At 33.7% G+C, this 24,168-nt stretch carries 21 protein-coding genes; 10 read left to right on the plus strand and 11 right to left on the minus strand.

Going from position 1 to position 24,168, the window contains the following annotated elements; genetic code table 11:
- Nucleotides 1-16 precede the first annotated feature (16 nt).
- From EHE21_RS03815 to pepT, 3 genes are all read right to left on the minus strand, one after another.
- Complete coding sequence (locus EHE21_RS03815) at nucleotides 17-1,339, minus strand: serine dehydratase subunit alpha family protein (RefSeq protein WP_194951884.1); 1,323 nt, start codon at nucleotides 1,337-1,339, stop codon at nucleotides 17-19.
- Between the two features lie 672 nt (nucleotides 1,340-2,011).
- Nucleotides 2,012-3,379, minus strand: coding sequence for a C4-dicarboxylate transporter DcuC (dcuC, locus tag EHE21_RS03820; RefSeq protein ID WP_088493653.1), 1,368 nt, complete (start codon nucleotides 3,377-3,379; stop codon nucleotides 2,012-2,014).
- Entirely contained in the window at nucleotides 3,376-4,629 is a 1,254-nt protein-coding gene (pepT, locus tag EHE21_RS03825) for a peptidase T (RefSeq protein ID WP_194951885.1), read from the minus strand. Before pepT ends, dcuC begins: the two co-directional genes overlap by 4 nt.
- Before the next feature lie 461 nt (nucleotides 4,630-5,090).
- Between pepT and EHE21_RS03830 the strand changes: the two genes are divergently transcribed.
- Nucleotides 5,091-5,708 (plus strand): hypothetical protein, encoded by a 618-nt coding sequence (locus EHE21_RS03830; RefSeq protein WP_194951886.1) that lies wholly within the window; start codon nucleotides 5,091-5,093, stop codon nucleotides 5,706-5,708.
- Between the two features lie 83 nt (nucleotides 5,709-5,791).
- The gene (locus EHE21_RS03835) at nucleotides 5,792-6,577 is read left to right on the plus strand and encodes a hypothetical protein (protein ID WP_194951887.1); all 786 of its coding nucleotides are present in this window, start codon (nucleotides 5,792-5,794) and stop codon (nucleotides 6,575-6,577) included.
- A 39-nt stretch (nucleotides 6,578-6,616) separates the two neighbouring features.
- On the opposite strand, the gene EHE21_RS03840 is transcribed toward EHE21_RS03835, so the two are convergent.
- Nucleotides 6,617-7,957, minus strand: coding sequence for an MATE family efflux transporter (locus EHE21_RS03840; protein WP_194951888.1), 1,341 nt, complete (start codon nucleotides 7,955-7,957; stop codon nucleotides 6,617-6,619).
- A gap of 201 nt (nucleotides 7,958-8,158) precedes the next feature.
- Here EHE21_RS03840 and EHE21_RS03845 point away from each other — a divergent pair, with 201 nt between their 5' ends.
- Nucleotides 8,159-9,058, plus strand: a complete 900-nt coding sequence (locus tag EHE21_RS03845) for a diaminopimelate dehydrogenase (protein ID WP_194951889.1) — start codon at nucleotides 8,159-8,161, stop codon at nucleotides 9,056-9,058.
- Nucleotides 9,059-9,144: 86 nt separating this feature from the next.
- On the opposite strand, the gene EHE21_RS03850 is transcribed toward EHE21_RS03845, so the two are convergent.
- Together EHE21_RS03850 and EHE21_RS03855 are read right to left on the minus strand one after the other, a co-directional pair.
- Nucleotides 9,145-9,972 (minus strand): phosphoenolpyruvate hydrolase family protein, encoded by an 828-nt coding sequence (locus tag EHE21_RS03850; protein ID WP_088493647.1) that lies wholly within the window; start codon nucleotides 9,970-9,972, stop codon nucleotides 9,145-9,147.
- 16 nt (nucleotides 9,973-9,988) lie between these two features.
- Complete coding sequence (locus tag EHE21_RS03855) at nucleotides 9,989-11,200, minus strand: Tm-1-like ATP-binding domain-containing protein (protein ID WP_194951890.1); 1,212 nt, start codon at nucleotides 11,198-11,200, stop codon at nucleotides 9,989-9,991.
- A gap of 232 nt (nucleotides 11,201-11,432) precedes the next feature.
- Between EHE21_RS03855 and EHE21_RS03860 the strand changes: the two genes are divergently transcribed.
- From EHE21_RS03860 to EHE21_RS03875, 4 genes are all read left to right on the plus strand, one after another.
- Complete coding sequence (locus EHE21_RS03860) at nucleotides 11,433-12,065, plus strand: TetR/AcrR family transcriptional regulator (RefSeq protein WP_072063633.1); 633 nt, start codon at nucleotides 11,433-11,435, stop codon at nucleotides 12,063-12,065.
- A 64-nt stretch (nucleotides 12,066-12,129) separates the two neighbouring features.
- A complete protein-coding gene (locus EHE21_RS03865) occupies nucleotides 12,130-12,762 on the plus strand; it encodes a helix-turn-helix transcriptional regulator (protein ID WP_006535016.1) in 633 nt (210 codons plus the stop codon).
- A gap of 215 nt (nucleotides 12,763-12,977) precedes the next feature.
- Nucleotides 12,978-14,537 carry a hypothetical protein gene (locus EHE21_RS03870; RefSeq protein WP_194951891.1) on the plus strand — a complete coding sequence of 520 codons (1,560 nt, stop codon included), beginning with the start codon at nucleotides 12,978-12,980 and terminating at the stop codon, nucleotides 14,535-14,537.
- Nucleotides 14,538-14,612: 75 nt separating this feature from the next.
- Nucleotides 14,613-17,285 carry a hypothetical protein gene (locus EHE21_RS03875; RefSeq protein WP_194951892.1) on the plus strand — a complete coding sequence of 891 codons (2,673 nt, stop codon included), beginning with the start codon at nucleotides 14,613-14,615 and terminating at the stop codon, nucleotides 17,283-17,285.
- Nucleotides 17,286-17,307: 22 nt separating this feature from the next.
- Here EHE21_RS03875 and EHE21_RS03880 read toward each other — a convergent pair whose 3' ends face one another.
- Nucleotides 17,308-17,718 carry a GNAT family N-acetyltransferase gene (locus EHE21_RS03880; protein WP_194951893.1) on the minus strand — a complete coding sequence of 137 codons (411 nt, stop codon included), beginning with the start codon at nucleotides 17,716-17,718 and terminating at the stop codon, nucleotides 17,308-17,310.
- Nucleotides 17,719-17,830: 112 nt separating this feature from the next.
- Between EHE21_RS03880 and EHE21_RS03885 the strand changes: the two genes are divergently transcribed.
- Nucleotides 17,831-18,883, plus strand: a complete 1,053-nt coding sequence (locus EHE21_RS03885; RefSeq protein ID WP_088493639.1) for an AbrB family transcriptional regulator — start codon at nucleotides 17,831-17,833, stop codon at nucleotides 18,881-18,883.
- Nucleotides 18,884-19,006: 123 nt separating this feature from the next.
- On the opposite strand, the gene EHE21_RS03890 is transcribed toward EHE21_RS03885, so the two are convergent.
- On the minus strand, nucleotides 19,007-19,357 hold the full coding sequence (locus tag EHE21_RS03890) for a YacC family pilotin-like protein (protein WP_088493638.1): 351 nt from the start codon (nucleotides 19,355-19,357) through the stop codon (nucleotides 19,007-19,009).
- 213 nt (nucleotides 19,358-19,570) lie between these two features.
- On the opposite strand from EHE21_RS03890, the gene cueO reads away from it, so the two are divergent.
- Nucleotides 19,571-21,151 (plus strand): multicopper oxidase CueO, encoded by a 1,581-nt coding sequence (gene cueO, locus EHE21_RS03895; protein ID WP_194951894.1) that lies wholly within the window; start codon nucleotides 19,571-19,573, stop codon nucleotides 21,149-21,151.
- Nucleotides 21,152-21,310: 159 nt separating this feature from the next.
- Nucleotides 21,311-21,853 (plus strand): hypoxanthine phosphoribosyltransferase, encoded by a 543-nt coding sequence (hpt, locus tag EHE21_RS03900; protein WP_036932823.1) that lies wholly within the window; start codon nucleotides 21,311-21,313, stop codon nucleotides 21,851-21,853.
- 58 nt (nucleotides 21,854-21,911) lie between these two features.
- Here hpt and EHE21_RS03905 read toward each other — a convergent pair whose 3' ends face one another.
- The 3 genes from EHE21_RS03905 to can form a co-directional block, all read right to left on the minus strand.
- On the minus strand, nucleotides 21,912-22,328 hold the full coding sequence (locus EHE21_RS03905) for a helix-turn-helix domain-containing protein (protein ID WP_088493636.1): 417 nt from the start codon (nucleotides 22,326-22,328) through the stop codon (nucleotides 21,912-21,914).
- Nucleotides 22,325-22,636 (minus strand): type II toxin-antitoxin system HigB family toxin, encoded by a 312-nt coding sequence (locus tag EHE21_RS03910; RefSeq protein WP_194951895.1) that lies wholly within the window; start codon nucleotides 22,634-22,636, stop codon nucleotides 22,325-22,327. The genes EHE21_RS03905 and EHE21_RS03910 overlap by 4 nt, the downstream gene beginning before the upstream one ends.
- A 135-nt stretch (nucleotides 22,637-22,771) precedes the next feature.
- Entirely contained in the window at nucleotides 22,772-23,425 is a 654-nt protein-coding gene (gene can / locus EHE21_RS03915; RefSeq protein ID WP_036932822.1) for a carbonate dehydratase, read from the minus strand.
- Nucleotides 23,426-24,168: the final 743 nt, after the last annotated feature.

A 24,168-nucleotide genomic window follows, 5' to 3' on the forward strand; every position in this document is an offset into this window, starting at 1 on the left:
TTTTTAAACGCTCAAATTAGCCATTGGCAACAACTTTATATTCCATGATCTCAATAATTTGAATATCGGTATGTTGCATTGCTCGGCTTGCCAATGCACACAGATTTTCAATTGTAGAATCAACGTCATGAGCAACAATACCGTCATTACCTGTCACATAAGTGTTATCTAGCGCCATTAATACAGCTTTATAAGCTGCACTCGCTCCGGTTGAGACTTTCATCGCACAGCTATTTGAAGCACCATCACAAATTACACCACTGATATCACCAATCATGCTACTAATTGCCATAGCCATAGATTCGTAACGTTCATCCATAAGCCATGCAATTGCACCAGCAGCGCCCATTGATGCTGTTGTTGCCGCGCATAATGCAGATAGTGCAGGAAATTTATGGTGAATATAGATAGCCAGTAAATGGGAAAGCATTAATGCTCTTGCCATTTTTTCTTCGCCAACTTGTAAATATTCAGCAACTACCACAACAGGCATCGTTGCAGCAATACCTTGGTTACCTGAACCAGAGTTACTCATTGCAGGTAAAACGGCACCACCCATACGAGCATCAGATGCCGCAGAAGTACGGATCATGATTTCTGATAATAAATCTTTTGCTAATAAGCCACGCTGTTGTTGGCGTTGTAAAGTTTGCCCAATATGTAAACCATAAGTATTGTTCAAACCTTCTTTTGATAGCGCATCATTTAAGTGTGCTGATTCAAGGATAAAAGAAATTTCTTCTACTGGAGTTTGGGTAACAAACTGGTAAATTTCTTGGGTATTCGTTTGGGTTAACGTTTCTTTAATTTCACAAGGTGATGCAGACTGTTCTGCGCCATCGCAAGTGTTATCAAGAACAACATGGCCGTTATGAATAATTTTAACGATATTAGTGTGATTACCGGCAATAATTACTGTTGCGCTATTTTCAGCATCTTCAACAGTCACTTCACTATATAGAACTTCTTGGCATGCTTTTTTAATTGAAACATTCACAATGCCAGCCGCTAATAGTGCTTTACTTTGTTCAACGTGATCTGGCGTTGCATTCTTTAATACTTCAAGACCTGCATTACAATCACCCCCAACGGCACCTAAACTCGCGGCAATGGATAATCCCACCATACCCGTACCTGGTACAGTTACGCCCATACCGTTTTTCATTAAATTGGGAGAAACTTCTGCACTAATACGGGTAATAGGGTGTTGTAAGTAACTTGCTGCTGTTGCAGCCGCTAATGCAAGCGAGATAGGTTCAGTACAACCTAAAGCGGGTTTAACTTGTTGCTTAACTGCCGCTATCAATATTTTCCAACGAGAAGATAATTGTTCTTTCATTGCATGCATCCAATAAACAGTATGAGAATTCAAAGGGTTATTCTATTTTTAATACCATCATCATACTGAATTTATTGGAGAAAGTTTTTTCTGAATTTACTAACATTGTACAAATTTTGAGAAAATATTACCCTTTATAGCTTCTGTATTGGTAATTTTTTCCACATAAAATAAAAGAAAACGTTCTGACTCTTTAATGTAATTTATGAGTGCTAAAGAAGGTATATTTTGTATCTAGTGTATAAATTAAGGAGGATAAAAAATGAAGTTAAATAAGATAATTTAAAAAATTGACGATAAGATTAAATAAAAAGGCAATAGAACGAATACACAATTCTATTGCTAGTATAATCATCATACTTAATGTGGGCTAACTCAGAATCGTTAAAATAAAAATAATGAATGTTTTCAATATCACATTTTTATTTTAACAAAGCAGATAATAGGCTCATTAAATTTTAGTGTATAAGAATAATGCTTTATTATTTTGTTAATATTTTCATGATGATAGCTTTGATGTTTTTTTTTAAATAAATAATTAAGTCTATATTTAGAAAAACAGTTAACTAGTTTTTATTTATAAAAATAACAATAAAATATCTTTGTCTATTTTTAATATGTTTATTATTTGAAAACAACCTGAAGCAACAAATATTGCTTCAGGTATATTTATCAATAATAGAAGATAGCAATAATAGCACTATGGAAAACAAAACCTACCATAAGCGGTATTGCAGTCCTTTTTACAACATCAAATGGTTGTAATTTCGCGCCACTAGATACTGCAATGATAACCCCCGCCACTGGAGACATACCTCGTCCCATATGTGACGCTTGTTGCATTGGTAAAATCATCGCAATTGGGTTTACACCCATGCTATGGGCAATTTGTGGAATAAGTTCAACGAATGCAAGGAAAGGCGCATTACCTGAACCCATAATAATCGCTGCAGCTAATGTTACGATAGCGAAGACCAATGCCATTGCAAATGGTGGTAAGCCAACAGATTCAGCCATCACGATCAGGCTGTCAATTGCACCACTGACTTTAATACCATGAGCAAAAACACCCGCTGCGACTAATAATCCCACAACGTTACTAAATGCAGAACCCATACCCTTTAAGAAATGCTGGAAGCCTGCACACACTGATTTAAAATCACGTAAGCGTAATGTTTCAATCAGCATACAAATTGCCATTGAAATCAATACAATTGTGACTACATCAAGGTGAATGCCTTCAACAAATAGGCTTGATGAACTTACTGCCATAATAATAGGTAACATTGGCAGTAAGGCATAAAAGCCGGGTACATTTTTATCACTCTTTGCTTCTTCAGACATTTTGCCTAACTGAGGCACAAATCCGGCTTTGCGGTCACAATGGCGCTGCCAGAAGATATGTGTAATACCAACAGCTAATACGGTTGCAATCGCCGCAGGGCCTTGGTAATAAAGCACATATTCAACAACTCCTAAGTCAACCGCTTTTGCACCACGAATGGCATCAATGGCAGTTGGGGTATAAGCAACACCCAATGAAGTCGCAATCACACCTGCAGCAGATGCTGGAGATAAGCCAAGTCCTATCATAATCGGGAACATCGTACCCATTAATAGAACGGCCAACCCAGTTGCTGAAGGAATAGCAAGTTGCAAAATACTCGCGAGTAAAAAAGAGAAAAATAGCAACACATAAGGTGAGCGCATATTTTTCAATGGGCGGGTTGCAACACGTACAACGGCCTCATTAGCGCCAATATGATCCATATAATGCGCAAATCCCATCAGTGCCATGATCATTAAACCAAGATCAGCCGCACGACTACTAAAGAGATCACGCATTACTTCAAAAGGATCTAACCAGCCAATACCTGTTGTTTTAACATTTTTAGGAAGAATATCTCCCCAACCAAACATCATTGTTAGCGCCATTAAGGCTAAACCAGCAACTAACAAGACAGGCTCTGCTTTATATCCTTTCAAGATCATTCTAGCGACAATAACAACGACAATTAAGACCGCAAGAATTTGGATCATGCTTTAGCTCCAGGTGCAAAGCGCTCAGCCGTGATCTTAACGACTGATTTTAAGACATCGCTGGCAGCGTAAAGCGATTTAACAGGTAGATATTCATAAATAGAGTGGAAGTTATGAGCACCAGTAAAGATATTAGGGCAAGGCAGTCCATTTTGAGAGAGTGCTGCACCGTCATAACCACCACGCATTGGAATTGGGCGAGGTGTAATGCCATTCGCTTCATAAGCGGCAACAGCAATATCGATAGGGTAACGGTTATCGCCTTGCAGGCTATTAAAGACGTTGGCATAACGGTCAGCAAGTTTACAAGTTACAGAGCCTTCACCCCATAAACCTTCACAATAATCTGAAAGTTGTTTTAAAAATGCCATGCGTTGTGCATAACCTTTTTCGGTGAAATCACGCACATCCATTTTTAATACAGTACGAGCGCTATTACCTGCTAATTGTTTGACCCAATAATAACCTTCACGGCCTTCGGTATACTCTGGTGCTTCACCACCCGGTAACATAGCAACAAATTTATGTGCCATTAACAGTGAATTTTTTAATTTACCTTTTGCAGACATTGGGTGAGCTGAAGCACCAGTAAAGGTAATTTCAACATCTCCTGCATTCCAGTTTTCATATACTAATTCACCAATACCACAGCAATCTAATGTATAGGCAAAATCGGCACCGAATTCTTTAGTATCAAAGACTTTTGCACCACGTAAACCTTGTTCTTCATCGGGTACAAAACCAATTTTAACTGTACCGTGTTTCACTTCAGGATGTTGTTTAAAGTACTGCAACATATCCATAATTGAGGCGATAGCCGCTTTATCGTCAGCACCTAATAAGCTAGTACCATCGGTTACGATAATATCGTCACCAATATAGTTTTCTAATTCAGGAAATTCGCTTTGACGTAAAAAGATCTCAAGTTCTTTATTTAAGCAAAGATCGCCACCTTTATAAGGTAGGATTTGCGCTTTGGTGTCATTAGTTTGTTCTGCACTAGTGTCTAAATGGCCAAAGAAAGCAACGGTTGGAACTTCATAGTCAAGATTAGAAGGCAGTGTCGCGGTAACAATCGCAGTATCACGAATTTTGATATCTTCAACACCTAAAGCTTTTAACTCTTCGACTAATTGTAGAGCTAGGACTCGCTGACCTTCTGAAGAAGGCATAATACCAGCTGCGCCATTTTCCCTATTTGTGGTGGTGTTAACTTTTGTATAAGAAATAAACCGTTCAACGAGATTCATGACAATACTCCATTATGTTTTTAATTGTATTCTCTGTACTAATACTTACTGATTTTGCTTATTAGAAAAGACTAACATCTACTTGTATCATAAAAAAAACAATAGGGAATTATAGAAAAATTATTATTTTTACAATAAATTTTTAATGTTGATTATTATTTAATTTTTGGTTTTTTCTTTATTAAAAAAAATAGTGTTTTTTGTAGGTGAGGTTATTTTATTTAACTTATGGGAATGTTTTTCTGTGATCTTAATCATGGAAAAAGCATTGTGAATATTAAATGTTTTAAAAATATAAAAACAATCATTACTTATTTTAATGTTTTATTTTATTAAATAATTATATTTTATTAACCTTTTTATAGAATTTAATCGCGAATAATTAATAAAATAACGTAACTTATTGATAGAAGCTAATTATGATATACGGTTTAATTCTCCTAAAATGACTAGGGGGATACATGTATATAAATAATATGGTTAGATGCACATTTTTAGCGATAAAAAACATTGAAAATAAAGGGGATAAAATTAAAAATGTTTTAAATGGAGTGGTATTAAGTTGTTATAATACAATCATTAGTTTTATAAAGCCAAGTTTTAATATAAAAAATAATTTCTTAGGGCTAAGAAAAAGTATTTCTAATATTGAAAATAAAAACAGTCAGAGTGAAAATAAAACGACAAAGTTAGATAACAAAGAAAAAACAAATAAAGAAGAACTTAATGAAGTTTTTGATAAGTCATTCTCTTACGCCCAAAGAAAAGTAAAAAGTGATAAAATAAAAGAGAGTGTAATTAATGATATCATCTCCTCTTTGGAGGAAATATCTACATTAGAGAAAGAAAAAATCACACAATTTAAGAATGAATTAAAATTTAATTCTAAATGGATTCTATTTTCTGGTGATGCAATCTCTTTAGAAAAAACTAAAAATAATTATTTAGAGTCAATAGTAGATACCATATTAAATTCAGACGATAAAATAAAATCTAATTTTGGAAGTATTGATAATTACAAACATTTTTTACGCGATGATATCAATAATGCTGTTGAGTGTGTTCTTTATAAAAACTAAATTTATAGATGGTAGATAAATGATAGAAATAGGAAAATCAAAATATAGAATAGTATCTATGTTAAACTAATGGAATGATAATAATGATTATCGAAAAGATAAGTGGGTCACTACAAGGAAGTTCTTCATATTTATCAAATCAATCATCAAGTATTGATTTTAACATTAAACCTAGCTCTGTATTATTAATAGAGAATTCAGTAAATGAAATTTCTGATGTGAGATATTTAAATGATAAAGGCTTAATAGAAGATGAACCCATTTATATGGAAATGAGTAAGAGTGTAGGTAATGTTACCAATTCTTATGAAGTTCATTATGATGATAATACTGATAGTTATCTCTTTAATAAGAATTTATCCATTAATAATAAGAAGTGTAATTTTTTTTTTGATTTAAATGAGAAAGAAATTGAGTCAATATTTAGTGAGCTAAAAATTAAAAATTATGATATTAATAAACTAAGAGTTACCAATTTTTCTGTTGAAGATTTTATAGAGGATATTGTTGAAGAAAATATTTATGAAACAATGAATGATGATTACTCCTTAAGTGAAAAATTAGAATTAATTAATGATTTATCTGACGTTGTTTCTAAAAATAAAAAAATAAAAGGCATTTTCAAAGATAATCTAATTAAATGTTTAAATAATATTTCATTAAATGAATTATTTTCTTTATGTGAAGAATATGAAGAGCAGTATGAAGTAGAAGAGTTTTTTTTAATTAGTCGATTTATTTTTCGATTTATAGAGGATTTTAATAAATCAAATAATAATAAAATAAAATTAAATGAAGATTTAAAGAGAGGGATAAATTCTATTATCCTTTTAAAAAGTCTAAAATTTAAAGATAATAATATTATTTAATATATTCCCCCGATAACAATATCGGGGGAAGTTCGATTATTAAATATCCAAACGCTTAGCCTGCCATCGACGAGATCGCCAACGCCATGCGTTAGTTAATCCACGTAACCACTCATCACAAAGGAAGCCAATCCATATACCAATTAGGCCCATTTCCATTTTTATACCGAGGAAATAACCCACCGGAATAGCCACCCCCCACATAAAGCAAATTGCTGTCATAAGAGGGAATTTAGCATCGCCTGCCGCACGTAAGGCATTTACCATTACGATATTAAAAGTGCGACCTGGCTCTAAAAAGACGGACAAAATAAACAGTGGGATCAATTGGTCAATAATGCGTTGGTCTTCTGTAATGGAATACAAAATAGGATCACGCATAAACCAATAAACAATAACTACCCCAATCGTAAATATCACGCCTGTTTTTAAGCTTTTCCAGCCTCTAACAAAAGCATCATCAAAGCGTTTTGCACCGACTAAATGGCCTACTAATATTTCATTACCAATGCTAATCGCAATGCCAAAGAGCATTAAAAATAATGACAATTGGAAATAAAGAGTTTGTGCTGCAAGAGGGACTTCACCCATTAACCCAATAAAGGCGGACGCAGTCATATAATGTAAGATCCAAACCAAGTTTTCTCCCGCTGCGGGTAAACCGATATGTAGGATTTTCCCTAACATATTTTTAGACCACACCACGAGTTGTTTGGCTTCGAATTTAATACGTAAACCGTAGAACAGTAATCCACACAGTAAAATAACGGCAATAATACGACCGACAACTGTAGACCAAGCAACACCGACTAATCCGTATTGCGGTAAACCAAAGAAACCGTAAAGCACAATCATATTACCAATAACGGTAACAATATTGGCAATCAAGGTGACATACATAGCCGCTTTTGATTTGCCATAAACTCTCAGACAAGCTGCAAGAATAATTGAAATTGCCTCAGGAATAAGGCAAATACCAATAATATGTAGGTAATTGTAGCCATCTTGCACTAAATGCTCAGGCGTATTCATAAGATGTAGAATATTGTAGCCAAAGAAAAGAATGATCAAAGCGCTACTAATACCTAGCAAAGAGTTAAAAGCGATAGAAATATGAATGGCTTGGCTAGCTTTTTCTCTTTTGCCTGCACCTAAATATTGTGCAATAACGACACTACAGCCCACACTAATAAAGCTAAAGATAGTGATAAAAAGGTCAAAGACTTGGTTACCTACACCCATTGCTGCCAAGTAAGCGGTAGAAACGTGGCTTACCATATAGGTATTAATTAAAAGAGTGGCTAGATGTAGGAATATATCTATAAATATTGGCCAACTAAGGGAAAAAAGCGAGCGATCCGCTACATCAGACTGATGCATTGAAAACCTTCTTAAAAACAGAGTGAAATCGATAATTATTAATATAACGCGTAGGAAGATAGGGAATTCTACAAGGTTTATTTATAAGGTAATAGCGCAAATAATGTTTATCTGGCAAAAAAGATGTTTATATGGTTTATTCGTTGATAACTAATCACTATTATCATTAAGAGATGATTAACGTTAAAGTCAGGGGAATTAATGAATACTAAAATAAAAGTAGCGATTGTCGGTTATGGCAATATTGGTCGATTTGCATTAGAAGCTGTTCAAGCGGCTCAAGATTTTGAATTAATGGGTGTTGTTCGTCGTGATATCAATAATATTCCAGAAGAACTGCAAAATATTACCGTAACTAACGATATTAAAACATTAGGTAATGTTGATGTTGCGCTCTTATGCTCACCGACACGCGCGATTAAAGAGTTAGCAAAATCTATTTTAAGCTTAGGGATTAATACAGTAGATAGTTTTGATGTTCACAGTGAAATTGTGTCATTAAAAACAGAATTAGATGAAGTTGCGAAAAAACATGACCGTGTAGCGGTAATTTCTGCTGGATGGGATCCGGGATCAGATTCTATTATTCGTACTTTAATGTTAGCTATGGCACCAAAAGGGATTACTTATACTAACTTTGGACCCGGAATGAGTATGGGGCACAGTGTTGCAGCTAAAGCTATTGATGGTGTAAAAGATGCACTTTCAATGACTATTCCATTAGGTACGGGTGTTCATCGTCGTATGGTTTACGTGGAATTGGAAGCAGGGGCAGATTTTAATCAAGTGGAGCAAGCGATTAAAGCCGATAGCTATTTCTCTTCTGATGAAACCCATATTAAGCAAGTTGATTGTGTTGATAGCTTAAAAGATGTGGGGCATGGCGTTCATATGACCCATAAAGGGGTATCAGGTAAAACTCATAATCAATTATTTGAATACTCAATGCGTATTAACAACCCTGCATTGACCTCTCAATTTATGGTATCTGCCGCAAGAGCCAGTATGAAACAACGTGCAGGCGCTTATACTGTTATTGAAATTCCACCTGTTGATTTCTTAGCGGGTGATTTAAATACACTAATTGCCAAATTGGTCTAATTTCAATTAAGACTCTCTGCATAAAATATTGCCCACATAAAGTGGGCAATATGGATTAACGCTTAGGCAAACTTGATGATTTTGAATTAGCGTTTAATACTTTTAAATTCTTTGGTAGTTGCGGTTAATGCCACTTCTGTTGGTAAACGTTCCATTGAACTTGCACCATAGAAACCGTGACAGTCGGGGCAATTATCTAAGATATATTGTGCATCTTCAGGTGTTGCAATTGGGCCACCATGGCAAAGCACAATAACATCAGAACGTACAGCTTTAGCGGCTTTTGCCCAGTCATTAATTAAAGGAACACAGTCCGCTAATGTTAATGCTGTTTCAGCACCAATATTACCGCCAGTTGTTAACCCCATATGAGGGACAATAATATCTGCGCCAGCCTCAGCCATTGCAATCGCATCTTCACGGCTAAAGACATAAGGTGTGGTTAATAAACCTTTTTCATGGGCTTTGCGGATCATATCCACTTCAAGCCCATAACCCATACCTGTTTCTTCTAAGTTAGCGCGGAAATTACCATCAATCAGACCTACTGTTGGGAAATTCTGTACGCCAGCAAAGCCTGTTGCTTTAACTTCATCTAAGAATTTATCGAAGTTACAGAATGGATCTGTACCGTTAACACCAGCAAGCACAGGTGTATGTTTAACAACCGGTAATACTTCTTTTGCCATATCCATAACGATTTCATTAGCGTTACCATAAGCTAATAAACCCGCTAAAGATCCTCGACCAGCCATACGGTAACGACCTGAGTTATAAATAACAATAAGGTCAATACCACCGGCTTCTTCACACTTAGCTGAAAGTCCTGTACCTGCGCCACCACCAATAATCGGTTCATGGCGTGCAATCATTTCATTGAATTTTTTTAGTAACGTTTCACGTGAATGAGTCATTCTTCTTTCTCCGTGGTTAACAAATAAGTTCCTGGTGTAAATCATAAATTTGCTGAGTAAACTCAGCGGAGTTTATGTGATAAGGACTGATGACTAATTGACGAGTCTCTGTCTCTTTAAATGTTGTTATAAATGCATCAAAAAAAGCTTGGTTCGCTTGAGGATCCCAGAAAGGGGCCCCTTCAATATCCAGAGCTGAAAAACCGCCCTGTGGTAATACAAACCGCAATGGACCTTCACACTGATTGAGTTTTTCAGCGATCCAGATACCTAATTGACGGTTTTCCTCTGGTGTTGTGCGCATCAAGGTGACTTGTGCATTATGATGATAAAATTGACGCCCTTTATATTTCTCAGGAACACTTGATGGGCGACCGAAGTTCACCATATCTAATGCGCCACAAGAACCTATATAAGGGGTTTTGGTACGGGCGATTGCACCAAAACGGTCTTCATCACAAGCAAGCACACCGTCAAACAAGTAATCACATACTTCTGTTGTTGTAAGATCGAGCACGCTATGAAGTAAGTGACTGTCTGCCAGTTTTTCCATGGCTTTACCGCCACTTCCTGTTGCGTGAAAAACAAGGCAGTCATAATTATTTTCAAGTTTTTGTGTGAGTTGTTGTACACAAGGCGTAGTTACACCAAACATCGTTAATGCAACAGCAGGTTTATCAACGACTTGTTCTTCTTGGTAAAAATAAACAGCGCCAGCTATTTGATTTGCCGCATTTCTTAGTACTTTACGAGAAATACGATTTAAGCCGGATACATCTGTGACGGAGTACATCATTGAGATATCACTTGCACCGATATAGCCTGAAATATCGCCAGACGCCATCGTAGATACCATCAATTTAGGTACACCAATTGGCAGAGATTGCATTGCTGGTGTAATCAGTGCCGTTCCCCCTGATCCGCCTAGCCCAAGAATGGCTAAGACATCATCACAGTGAGTTAAATAGTGTTCAAATGCGATAGACATCGCTTCTATTGCTTTCCCTCTATCGCCACAAAAAACAGCTTCTTTGCCATTTGGGTGAAAGCGTGCAACTTCTGTTGCTGTGACATCCGCTTCTCGAGCTAATGCCGTGGGTTTTGTAGTCAAGTCAACGGTTTTAACAGGGAGGCCTGCTTTTTTAATTAAATCACTGACATAAAAAATCTCAGCACTTTTAGTATCAAGCGTTGTGGCAATATAAATAGAACCAGAATACTGTTTCATAAGCCTTCCCATACCTTTTATGATTATCGACGAATAGATTATAATCATAATGAGACTCGAGTTTCATTTATCATAGCACTGTTTTGAGACTCTTGTCTCATTATTTTTATTTTTTGTACATTAAAGGTCGATAAGGTGTGATTAATCACCTAAAGTAAACGTTAAGTGTTGTGAGTATTTAGCTTAAGATAAGCCAGACACATAAAAGTGTAGAAATAACGAAGGATCTTCTATGAGTTACAGTGATGAAACGGATGCAATGTCCGGTACACGAAAAAGAACCCATCAACTATTGGTGACAACAGCATTGGGTCTTTTTGAGCAAGGAATGTTACCTACAGTGTCGGAATTAGCGGCACATGCAGGTGTTTCGAGAGCAACCGCATATCGTTATTTTCCCACACAAAGTGATTTAATTAGTGCCACAGTTGACGCAAGTTTAGCGCCAATCATTGCATGGACACCCACTCCTGAAGATAATACGCAACAACGCATTACTGAGTTGCTCAATCTTGCCTATCCGCAAATGTTTAAACATGAAGGCGCATTGCGTGGTGCATTGCAAGTCTCATTACAGCAATGGGCAAAAGAAAGGCAATCAAGTGAATATGCAGAAAAACGATTTATTCGCGGTCACCGTAAAGAGATTTTACTCAAAGTTATTGAACCATTAAAATCACACTATCCCCAAGAAATGTGGGATAAGGTTATTAAATCGTTCTCTTTGATTTACGGGTCTGAAGTCTTTTTGGTAATGAAAGATATCTGGAAAATGGATGATCAACAGGTCATTGATATGACTCAATGGATGGCAAAAGCTATTCTAAATCAGGCAAAATCTGATTATCCCGCAGATAACGATTAATTATTTGAATAAATCAGTTAAAATTGTATAAATCATTTACGTTTTAGCTATTGCAGGGATCGTTATGTCACACAAAACAGAAGACCAAGAGTGGCTGGTAGAACAACTACAATTTATTGCACAAGGCATTGGTAAAACATTATCGCCTTTTTGTGAAGTTGTACTTCATGATCTAACCGATAGTGAAAATACCATTATGGTCATTGAAAATAATCTGTCAGGTAGAAAAGTGGGGGATAGAGCAACAGAGCTGGGAATGGCACGTATTGAATCGTCAGATTTCCCTCAAATAGTGGCTAATTACCCAAACCAATTTCCTGATGGCAGAACTGCAAAAAGTACCTCTATTGGTATTAAAGATAAGCAAGGTAATTATGTTGCTGCGTTATGTTTAAATATTGATATTTCAATGATCAAAGGATTACAAATGGTGCTGAACCAATTTGCAACCCTTGAAGAAGGTAATGACATTATCGAAACCTTTAGTTCAGTGACTGAAGACTCGCTGAAAAAACGTATCGATGAGTTTTCTGCAACTTATTCAGTGACACCAAGAGCATTAAAACCGCATCAACGACGCGAATTGCTATTGTGTTTACAGGATGAAGGTTACCTTTCACTGCGTAAGGCAATGGAAATTACCGCACAATATCTTGGTGTTTCAAGAGCGACCGTGTATAACGATTTAAAAGAGTAGCGAGATCTCATTATTAGCTATTGCTAAAGAATAAATAAACTAAAAAAAAGATATCACTTGTTGATATCTTTTTTTATTTCTGTTTTTTGGCTTTTATAATATGTCGTATTTTTATTGAAAGTAGCTGACTGATTATTATTGTGTGATTTTTATAAACATAGAGAAAAATTAAGGAATAGACTGTTTCTAATAAATTTAATTAGAGGCTATAAACAATGGAAATTAGTAAAGCAACAGGAATAATAATTAATTTTTTTGATAGAGTGAAAATTGAGAGTAGTAAATTAAATTCTTTAGAAAATACTCAATCGGTTTCAAATACCAATTTGAGTTTTGAAAATATAACCAGTAAAGAGATAAAACCTAATGCATTACTTTCTAATTTTATAACTGAATGTAATAATAAAATAGGTGAGAATAAAGATAGTTATCTACCTGTCAATAATAGTAAAAGTGAAAAAAATGCTGCTTTAGAGAGTAATGAAAATCCAGGTAATGTAAATAAACCCCATACGGATAAAAAAGAAAAGGTGAGTAAATTACCTAATTGGATTACTAGCTCTGGATTAGAGAAATTAAATACAAATGAAGAGATTCATTTTAAAAAGATAAAGGTGAGGAATTTTAAAAATATAATTAAAAAAATAACATCATTTATGAGCTTTTCAAATAGAGTATCATTGCCTATTAATACTGATAGTGTGAGTTTTAGATTATCTGGGGATTTAAATAGGATCGATCTTGATGATAGATTAAAGGATAATGAATCGTTTAATAAATTTGCAGAAGGACTAAATCAGATAAAAAATGCATTTATTAGAAATATCAATAAAGTAAGAGCTAAAAAATATGAGAATAATGGTGATGCTGATAGTAGAATTAAGTATTATACTTTAGAAAAAGCATTGGAATATAAATTTATTAATGATCTAAATAAGATTGAAGGTGAGTTGAAATTGAATTTAGCAAAAGATAAATTTGAAGAAAACTATTCTGATTTACCTTTAAAAATAAAAGAAAAATTAGGGTTTATATTAAATGGAAATATAAATGGTGATGTTGATAAACTATTTTCTTACAATGTGGTTAATGAATTAAAATTTTTTCTCAAAGAAAATATAAATGATGAACATAAAAGTAATAAGTTTGATAATATAATCATGGAGGTGTTGGACTCAGTTATGGGAGATGAAGGTAAAAAAGAAATTTTGGAAGAAAATAAGGAAGAGAAAGCATATATAAAAAAAGAGTTAGCAGAGAAAATAACAAAAAAACTTTTTAATTGTTTATCTAAAGATAATCATTTTATTGGTGAAGAGGAGTCTTTTAATAAAATAAATAAATATATTTCAGATGAAAATGAAAATATTTGTAATTATGTATCAAAAAGTTTTAAAGCTCCAAATGATGAAGTAATTAATGCACTTAAAAATAATTTTTTTAATAATATAAAATCAAATGATAACGGTGATGATTTACTAATTCGTTTATTTAAAAATAATAGTAACAATATTAATTATAAATGGGCTCAAGATGCCGTGGTATTGTTGATAAATTATGACAATTTTTCCAATCAAACTTTAAATATAAAAAAATATCATAGTGATGGCGTAGCTAGTATTGGTGGCTCTGGTTCACATTTAAATAAATTATCATCATTGCAGGTTGATTTGCAATTAATATTTAATCGTTTGGGATTGGATGCAAATGATTTAGAGAAATCCAAAGATGAAGTTATGAGAAAATATTTTGCAAATTATTTTGAACATATATGATGATTTTATTAAATCACATTTTATTTGTATGTTTAATAATGAATTTATATTAACTTATATATAAATGGATAATTTATGATTATTGATAAGAAAGTATTCGAACCCGGAGTGTCATTTTCAAATAAAACACATTATATCCCAAAAAAGGAAAATTATACTTATGCTAAAAAAATAAATAAGATAAAAAATACACCAGTTGCTCCATCTTTTGGTAAAAAAGTTATTCAGAAATTAACCTCTCTATTTCATAAAATAGAAATTAAATTTCTTATAAGAAATATAAAAAATAATAAGTCATCTAGTGTTGTTGATATAAATAAACATAATAATTTCTTTAATAATATAGATAATAAAATAAATGAAATTAAAAAAGAAATTAAATGTATAAATGATGAAAGTGAAAATTTATATAGCTCTTTTGGTATTGATTCTGGTAGTAAGGATTTTTTCGCACAAAATGAAATAAATAAAAAAGAGATGGAAATAGGAGTTTTAATAAAAGAAAAGAATGAAATAAAAAATAAAAATTTAGAAGCTATAAAGAATATAATTTCTCATGCAAATGATAAATTTGATTTTTATAGTTTCTGTGATTATTTGACTGAAATAAAAAGAGCTAAAGATTTTTTCTCGTCATTAAATGATACTGCGGGTGGTGAGTGCTCTGACAGTAAATTAATTGTCGATTTGTTAAACGAGATTGCTATAAATAGAATCAAGGCAATAGATGATAAAAGTATAAAGAATATTTTTAAGTTAGTTAGTTTAAAATTTGATTTTGAAAATGTGAATTTAAATAAAAAATATGATTTTATGCATAATTTTTCAAGTTTAAAAGAGAGAGATAAATTTATACGAGCTCTTAATTTTCTTGTTATTGCTCAAGATGAGATGGATATTGATATAGAGGAAAAATTTAATCAGAAAAATAAACTATCCTTTATATTAAAGACAGTGTTAAATGTTAATGAAGAATTTAGCTTAAATCAGTTAATGGATGAGTATAAAAAAATATATATTGATAATGAATGTGATTTTTATTCCGATAATACTCAGAGTACTATTTTAGATAATAATTCCGATGATATTTTAATTGATTCTTTAGACGGGGTGGAAAAAAAACTTGATGAAAAAATAGATGTTTCCGAGTCAATGAAGGTAGATATTGAATCTAATAGTGAAGTAAATAAAACAACTTCATTAAGTAATGAAGTTATTACAAATGAGGATATTGAAAATGGAGATATAAAAAAAGAAGATAAATATTTAAATGATATTAAAGGTAATTTAGAAAAGATTAGAAATAATTTTGATAATTATGAAAAAAAGAATAAAGAACTCTCTGATTTTATTGACTCCATGTTAGATGAAGACGCTAATATTGAACAAAAACAATATAATAAAATAAAAAAACAAATTTCTGATATTCTTTCCAATTTGGAAAATATAGATTTTGAAGAAAAAAATATTTTGAATAGTCTGAAATTAGACAGTGATGTGTATAAAAATATCGATATTGATATAAAAATATTAAATGAAAGCTTAGAAGATTTTAATTCAGTATTAAACAAACAAAATTTAGATAATTTGCAAGTTTTAGAATCTAGTTTAATTGAAAATGCTGGTGATTTACCTAATATTTTAAAAACTATGCGTACCTTAACTCTTCAAGAGCAGAAAGTTAAGATTAATGAATTTATAAAAAGTTTAGATGATATATATGTAAAACTAAAAAATAATTTATCAAATGTTGAATTAAATATAATGGATAAACCAAATGATAGCGAAAAAATAGAGTTAAAACTTGCTCCTGTTTTTTATAAAAGTAGAGAAGCCAATACTTACTCAAGTGATGATATTGTCATTGATAAAGATATAAATAATTCAGAAATATTAGATGATTTATATTCTTCTTTAGAGGTTCAAGTTAATCATGTATCTAAAGAATTAGAAAGTATAAGTAAAAAATTGAATCTAAATTTAGTTAGCAAGAGGGATGGTAATATATCGGAAGTTGATAAAGTAAATGAATTAAGAAATAAATATGCTAAAAAGAATAATTATAAAACTATAGATATTGAATCTTATAATATAAATTCAAAATATTCTACTATTAATGATAAGTTGAATGATAGAGCTAATCAAATAAAATTGATGGAAGAGAACTTATCGAAAATTCAGGAGAAAAATAAAATTAATAGACTTGAAGTAAGTAAGTTATTGGAGAGCGAAGTTAATAGTGAATATAAAGAAAAAATTATCAATGTAGTTAAAGATGCTGTTGAGAACACTGAGGTGAAAGTAAATAATGATAGTAATAAGAATAGTAATGATAAAGCTGAGGTATATTTAAAAGATAAAGGAAATGATAGAGGTAAAAATTATAATAAACTTGATGAAAACTATATAGGTAAATTAAGAAAAGAGCATGCGGCTAGTAGTGAAATTGTAGGTAATTTTGAAGTTAAAAATGATATTTTAGTTTTTGATAATAATGTTAAAAATAAAAACATTGAAAATATAAGATTTAATTACAAAGAGAAAAGAATTACTTTTTTAAAAGTGATTTATGATAATAAGAAAGTTGCAATCCATATTAATAGCTTAATGAGTGATGAAGATATAAAGAAAATAGAGAATAATATAAAAGGTAAAGAATCAATTAGTATAAGATCAAAAATGGAGTTAAGACCACTATTAGGGAAAATTGTGAATGAGATAAACCAGTATCTTACTAAAGAAGAATAGTTGAATAGTGGTAATGTGAAAACTATAAATCTTTCCTTAAATAATATTTTTTATCACTTACAGGATAGTTTTCTAGGGTGCCAAATATTTCAAATCCCTGTTTTTGGTAAAAAGGCAGGGCTTGAAAGCTAAAGGTATCGACTTCAGCGTATTTGGCACCTTTCTCTTTTGCGGTATTTTCCATTGCTTGCAGTAATTCTGTACCTATATTTTGTCCTCGATGGGCTTTATCTACCCACAAATAACGAATACGCAGCCAATTTCCTAAAATATCCCCAGTGATCCCACCTATTTTTTTACCGTTTTCTTCCTTAAAAACAGCCAGTGGTGTGTACTGTTCCATCTGAATATAACGAAGGTTGTGAGTCAATAATCCTTCATAAATTTCATTGATCTCATTCGGTGTTGGATTTGTAGTCATTTTTAACGACATAATCGGCTCTTAATATTAAGAAAAATAATAATTACATTATCACTATTTGGTTATTAAATATTTATATAAATGCTAGGATAAAACCATAATTAAAAAAACTGAGTAACACAACATGTCGTTTTTAAAAACTCTACCAGGTATCTTATTTTGTGCTTTAATTGGTGGTGTTCTCACACTATCAGGCTTACCTATGGCTTTGATGTTTGGGCCAATTATTGTTGTCATTATTGCATATCGTTTTAAATGGGAGCTTGCGGTTCCTAAGCATACATTAACCTTTATTCAGCTTACTTTAGGAACATCGGTTGGCCTAATGTTTAACCAAGTTCATTTAGGCAGTGCTGATAATTTAATGATTTTATTACTCACCCTTGTTGTTTGTTTAGCCATTCAATTTTTTGTGAGTTATTTTTGGTTCCACCGTCATATTGGTTGGACAAAAGAAGAATCAATGCTTGGAGCTGTCCCCGGTGCGATGGCTGCTATTTTAGCATTAACTGATCATACGAAAACGCCACCCCAAAAAATTGTTATTTCTCATACTATTCGTTTAATGGTGCTGATTATTATGGCGGGTTTTATTGTCGGAGCTGATAAAGCCAATATGCCAGAGTTTGCTATACCTGAAATGACCCTTATTTCATTGTTGTGGCTATTATTGATTGTTGCTTTAGGGTTAGGTTCAGGGCTTTTATTGCAGAAAATCCGATTCCCTGCGCCCTTTATGTTAACGTCATTAGGCAGTGCGATACTGGTTCAATCGTTTGTTAGCGAATCCATTGCTTTTCCCATGCTACTTAATGAATTGAGCATGGTTTTAATTGGTATGAATATCGGAGCACACTTTGTTGTTTTCCCTCTCTCATCACTAATTAAAAATGCTTTTTCTTCTGTGCAAGTGGTTATTATTAATGTGATTTTAACGGTGATTGTTGCATGGGGAGCGGCTTATTTAACAGGTGTTCCTTGGGCTACATTAGTATTAGCTTGGGCACCAGGAAGCATGGAAGCCATGACATTTGCGGCTATAACGATGAATGTAGATGCGGCTTTTGTTATGTCGAATCATATTTTTAGAATGTTGATTATTCAAAGTATTCCATCAGTAGCTTTATATTGGAATGAATATAAACAGAAGAAAAATAATCAGCACAAAGAAGAATAAAAGATAGAAGGGAAGTTTTGTTTCTTTGATAACCTCTATTTAGCTGCTTTATATTGTAGTATAAGCATGCTATTTCAAGAGGTTATCTTATTTTATCAATCCAATTACAACTTAATAGAGGCATTAATAGTTTAATAAACTGAGTGATTTATTAGCTAACAGTTGGCATTTCTTATTGTGTGATACTTCAATACCTTTTAGATCATTGTAGCTATCTTCATTCAATTGACCCATTGGCAATGTCGAGTAATTACTAACATCCCATTGTTGTGAGCGAGAAAAGACCATTAAGGCTCTTTCAATTTTAGATTTTGATATCTGCTCATAACCACAATCTTTATTTAAAAAAAGGTAGATGGCGGTTAAATCTGCCAAGTCTTCTGCTTGTGTATAAGTTAACGCTTTTGCACTTGAAGAAAAGAGCATAGTAAAAGAAAGCGTTAGTGTGCAGAACAAGGCGAACATTTTTTTCATTAGGAGTGCTGTTCCTTTGTGTGATGATTTAGCAAGTTTTGTTATTTGACTTAATGTAGTTAAAAGTTTTGCAAAGACCCGCTGTTTTGTTGGGTTTTAAATTGACCTTCCAGTAAGGGGAAACTTTAGCATTGGTAATGGTTTACAAAACTTCTTTATTCATCTTATTTCGATAAATACAAAATAATTTGTTTTTATTCAAAGGAATACATTATGCAACGTCGCGAATTTTTAAAATTAGGCGCCACATTAAGTGCTGTAACATTATTACCAAGTTGGAGTCGTTTTGCGTTTGCCCAAAGTAACACGCCTTCATTGGCTATTCCACCTCAAATTACCCCCGATGCCCAACAAAAGATTGTTCTGAATATTCAACAAGGTATTTCTAAATTTATACCTACCGCGAATACCACTACTTGGGGTTATAACGGCAGTTTATTAGGCCCCGCATTGAAACTTAAACGTGGTCAACCCGTCACAATTAATATCAATAACCAATTACCAGAGACAACAACTGTTCACTGGCATGGACTTGAAATCAGTGGTGAAGAAGACGGCGGCCCACAAGCAATGATTGAGCCAGGAAAATCTCGTACTGTCACTTTTACACCCAATCAAGCTGAATCAACGTGTTGGTTCCATCCTCATACTCATGGTGTTACCGGACAACAAGTCGCCATGGGATTAGGCGGGTTAGTGATTATTGAAGATGATGAAACCGCAAGCCGTAAATTGCCTAATCGCTGGGGAGTTGATGATTTACCCGTTATTTTACAAGACAAGCGTTTAGACAGTGATGGACAAATCGATTATCAACTCGACGTAATGAGTGCTGCAATTGGTTGGTTTGGCGATATGATGTTAACCAATGGCGCTATTCAACCTCAGCATATTGTACCAAAAGGTTGGGTTAGATTACGTTTCTTAAATGGCTGTAATGCGCGTAGTTTAAACCTTGCCACAAGTGATGGCAGACCAATGTATGTGATTGCCAGTGATGGTGGATTACTCGCCGAACCAGTCAAAGTGACCGAATTACCTATTTTAATGGGTGAGCGCTTTGAAGTTTTAGTGGATACCTCTGATGGACGCGATTTTGATATTGTCACTTTACCTGTGCGCCAAATGGGAATGGTTTTAGCGCCATTTGATAATGTATTACCTGTATTACGCTTGTTACCATCCGCAGAAAAGGGACAAGGTCTTTTACCTGAGCAATTAGCACTTATTCCTGCACTACCAACATTAAGCAATCTTTCCACGCGTACATTACATCTACGTATGGATATGCGTTTAGATATGCAAGGTATGATGCTATTAACAGAGCGTTATGGTGATAAAGCATTAGCGGGTATTCATCATGGAATGAGTCATATGCGCCAAGGTAATGGCAATGGCATGATGGGCGGTGGAATGAATTGTGGTCATGGCAGTGGTGATTTAGATATCTATAATGCCAACAGTATTAATGGCATACCATTCTCAATGACTGAACCTGCATTTGATGTGAAACAAGGCGTTTATGAGCGTTGGGTTGTTTCTGGTCGTGGCGATATGATGTTACATCCATTCCATGTTCACGGTACGCAATTCCGCATTTTATCTGAAAATGGTAGAGCACCAGAGAAGCATCGCCAAGGTTGGAAAGATATTGTGAAAGTTGAAGGGCAATTTAGCGAAATTTTAGTGAAGTTCGACCATTTGGCGACAAAAGCACATCCATTTATGGCGCACTGTCATTTATTAGAACATGAAGATACCGGAATGATGGCGGGTTTTACTGTTAGCAAATAATCAATCACTGTAAAAATCATTAATATCAGTAAGATAAATTAATAAAGGGCATGAAATTGATATTTTGTGCCTTTATTTTCATTAAATCAGATCATCGCATGATGAAGGAAGTTCTGGTACAATCGTTTGCTTTCCCCGTTAACCCAATCGAAATTAATCATGAAACATATTGTTGATGTCATGATCTCTGAAGAAGAGATCAAACAGCGTATTGCTGAGCTAGGTCGTGAAATCACAGAACATTACCGCCCACGTCAAGGTCAACATGATCTTGTCTTAATCGGCTTGTTAAAGGGTTCTTTTATTTTTATGGCAGATTTATGTCGTGAAATTGATGTGAACCATGAAGTCGATTTTATGACTGTATCAAGTTACGGTAATGGTATGACGTCAACACGTGACGTTAAAATCATTAAAGATCTCGATGAAGATATTCGTGGTAAAGATGTTCTGATTGTTGAAGATATTATCGACTCAGGTAACACCTTAAATCGTGTTAAAGAGATTTTAAGCTTACGTGAGCCTGCTTCTATTTCTATCTGTACTTTATTGGATAAACCTTCTCGCCGTGAAGTGGATGTTCCTGTTGAATGGATTGGTTATTCCATCGAAGATAAATTTGTTATTGGTTACGGCATTGATTACGCACAGCGTTATCGCCACCTGCCTTATATTGGGCACGTAACATTATTAGATGAGTAATTTATTTACTTAAAATAGAAGTTAAAAAACCCGCTTTAGGCGGGTTTTTTTATCGGCATTACTTAATAAAAATAGACACAGGTACATTGAATCTAGCTGCCAGTTTTTTAATATGCTCTAGTGTGAGATTACGTTCACCATTGAGAATACGACTTACATAAGAGCGTGAGCCTAATTCTTCTTTAAAATCAGTCGTATTTAGCTGATATTGATCCATCAATGTGCGCAAAACTGCAATTGCATCATCACATTGATTGAGTCTTGCATTGAAAGCTCCAAATTCAGGTGCGCTATTTTCATATTCGTCAATTTTATGACAAAGCATATCAATTAAAGGATTATCTGGGTCGTGTTCTACTAAGTATTCAACTAATTTGACACCCTCTTCATAGTCTTTACGAGATTGGTTACGACCAAGAATAGGAACTATATTGACTAGGCTATTAGCAGCCTTAATTGCATCAACAATCATCATTCTTTTGTTCTCCGATAGTAATCAATGAGTTTATCGTATTCAGCATGAGTAGAAATATGTTTCACAAATATTTTGTCGCGTTCAAAATCCGCAAAAAATAGGATCCTTAGCGTATTTCCACCAATATCGATAACCCACCATTTTTCTCTATACTTCATCCTATCTAAACTTGGGAAGACTTTTTTTAATGCTTCAGGTGTTTGATAAGTATTCTGTTTTAGCGTTCTATAAGCATCGGTAAGTGCTTGAGCACAATTGGGGAAACGTATAGATGCTAAATCAAAAGGCTCTCGTGATATTACGTGCATTCCCTGCCCCTTGTTTCCTATTTGTCAACAGACTAGCATCTTTCTTCGTTGTTGCCAAATAGGCAACTATATATTTTAAAACTATAAAAAAACCCGCTTAAGGCGGGTTTTTGTTATTTAATCGAAAGTATCTTATTAACGTGGATGACTCAATTTCGCCATTGCTTGACGATAAGAAAGTTCAAGTTTCTCACGGCTATCAGAAGTGACATCAAGATCGTGTAGTTCACCATTATTTAAACCGTAAACCCAACCGTGGATCATCACTTTTTGTCCACGTTTCCACGCGGCTTGCATAATTGTCGAGTGACCAAGGTTATACACTTGCTCAATAACGTTTAGCTCACAAAGCAGGTTTAATCTATCTTGTGGTGCAAGTTCGCCTAACATAGAACTGTGTTTGTACCAGATATCGCGGATATGCAGTAACCAGTTATTGATAAGTCCTAATTCTGTGCCTTCAATAGCGGCTTCAATACCACCACAACCATAGTGACCACAGACAATAATGTGTTCAACTTGTAATACATCAACCGCATATTGGATCACAGAAAGGCAATTTAAGTCAGTATGAATGACTAAGTTTGCCACATTACGGTGAACAAATAAGTCACCCGGTGCTGCGTTGATTAATTTTTCTGCTGGAACGCGGCTGTCAGAGCAACCAATCCATAAAAAATGAGGTTTTTGACCTTTACAGAGATCTTTAAAAAACTGAGGATTTTCTTCAGTAACAGATTCTGACCATTGCTTGTTATTGGCTAACAGCTCTTCAATTTTTCTCATCATGACGTGACTGCCTGTAAATTCGGTTTCCCACCATTTGCGCTGACAGTACGCCAACACGAAATAGCTCTTGTGTTATTGTTGGATGCGAGAGATCCATTAAGAAAGGGTATTTTTATACCATTACTTTTGAATTAATCAGAGGGCTTTTTAAAGCCAAGTGACAGATAATTGCTTGTAATTTTTCGCTTTCAAATAAGATAGATCTTTTTATAGCATTTGTTTAATGAATTTATCAATACATTCCTTGATGTAAATCAAATGTATAAAAAGATAACTGTTTGTTAAACCTGCCGTTGTATTATTCAAAAATAGATACTTGCAAATATTACGTAAATAAAACTAATGATTGTGATTATTGGTTTTATTTTTACTCTGGAAGTAAAAAGGATAAAAATAAAGAGCATCATTGATTGGGGTGATAAATGGAGGGATAATATTCATCAGTAAACTTGAGAAACAAAGGCAATAATTTTATTGGTATCAATTAGGCTAAATGATTGCATCAAGGGATAAATTTATTAAAACATCAGAATATTCGTAAGAAATAAAAGAACCTTGAGCCTTGATGGCTAATTTTCTTTCTCTCCATCTCTTATTCTTTATTATTGTAATAGTTAAAAAATATTTATTTATTCGTTTGTGTCATAAGCCCTAAAACGGTTTATTTGCCACCGAATATTCTCTAGAATAACTTATTCCATTTTATTCTTTGAACTAAGCTTATTTTCTGATTTCAGCTCAGT

Origin of the sequence: Proteus sp. GOKU (genome assembly GCF_015475555.1) — a bacterium.
In the GTDB taxonomy this organism is placed as follows: Bacteria; Pseudomonadota; Gammaproteobacteria; order Enterobacterales; family Enterobacteriaceae; genus Proteus; species Proteus mirabilis_B.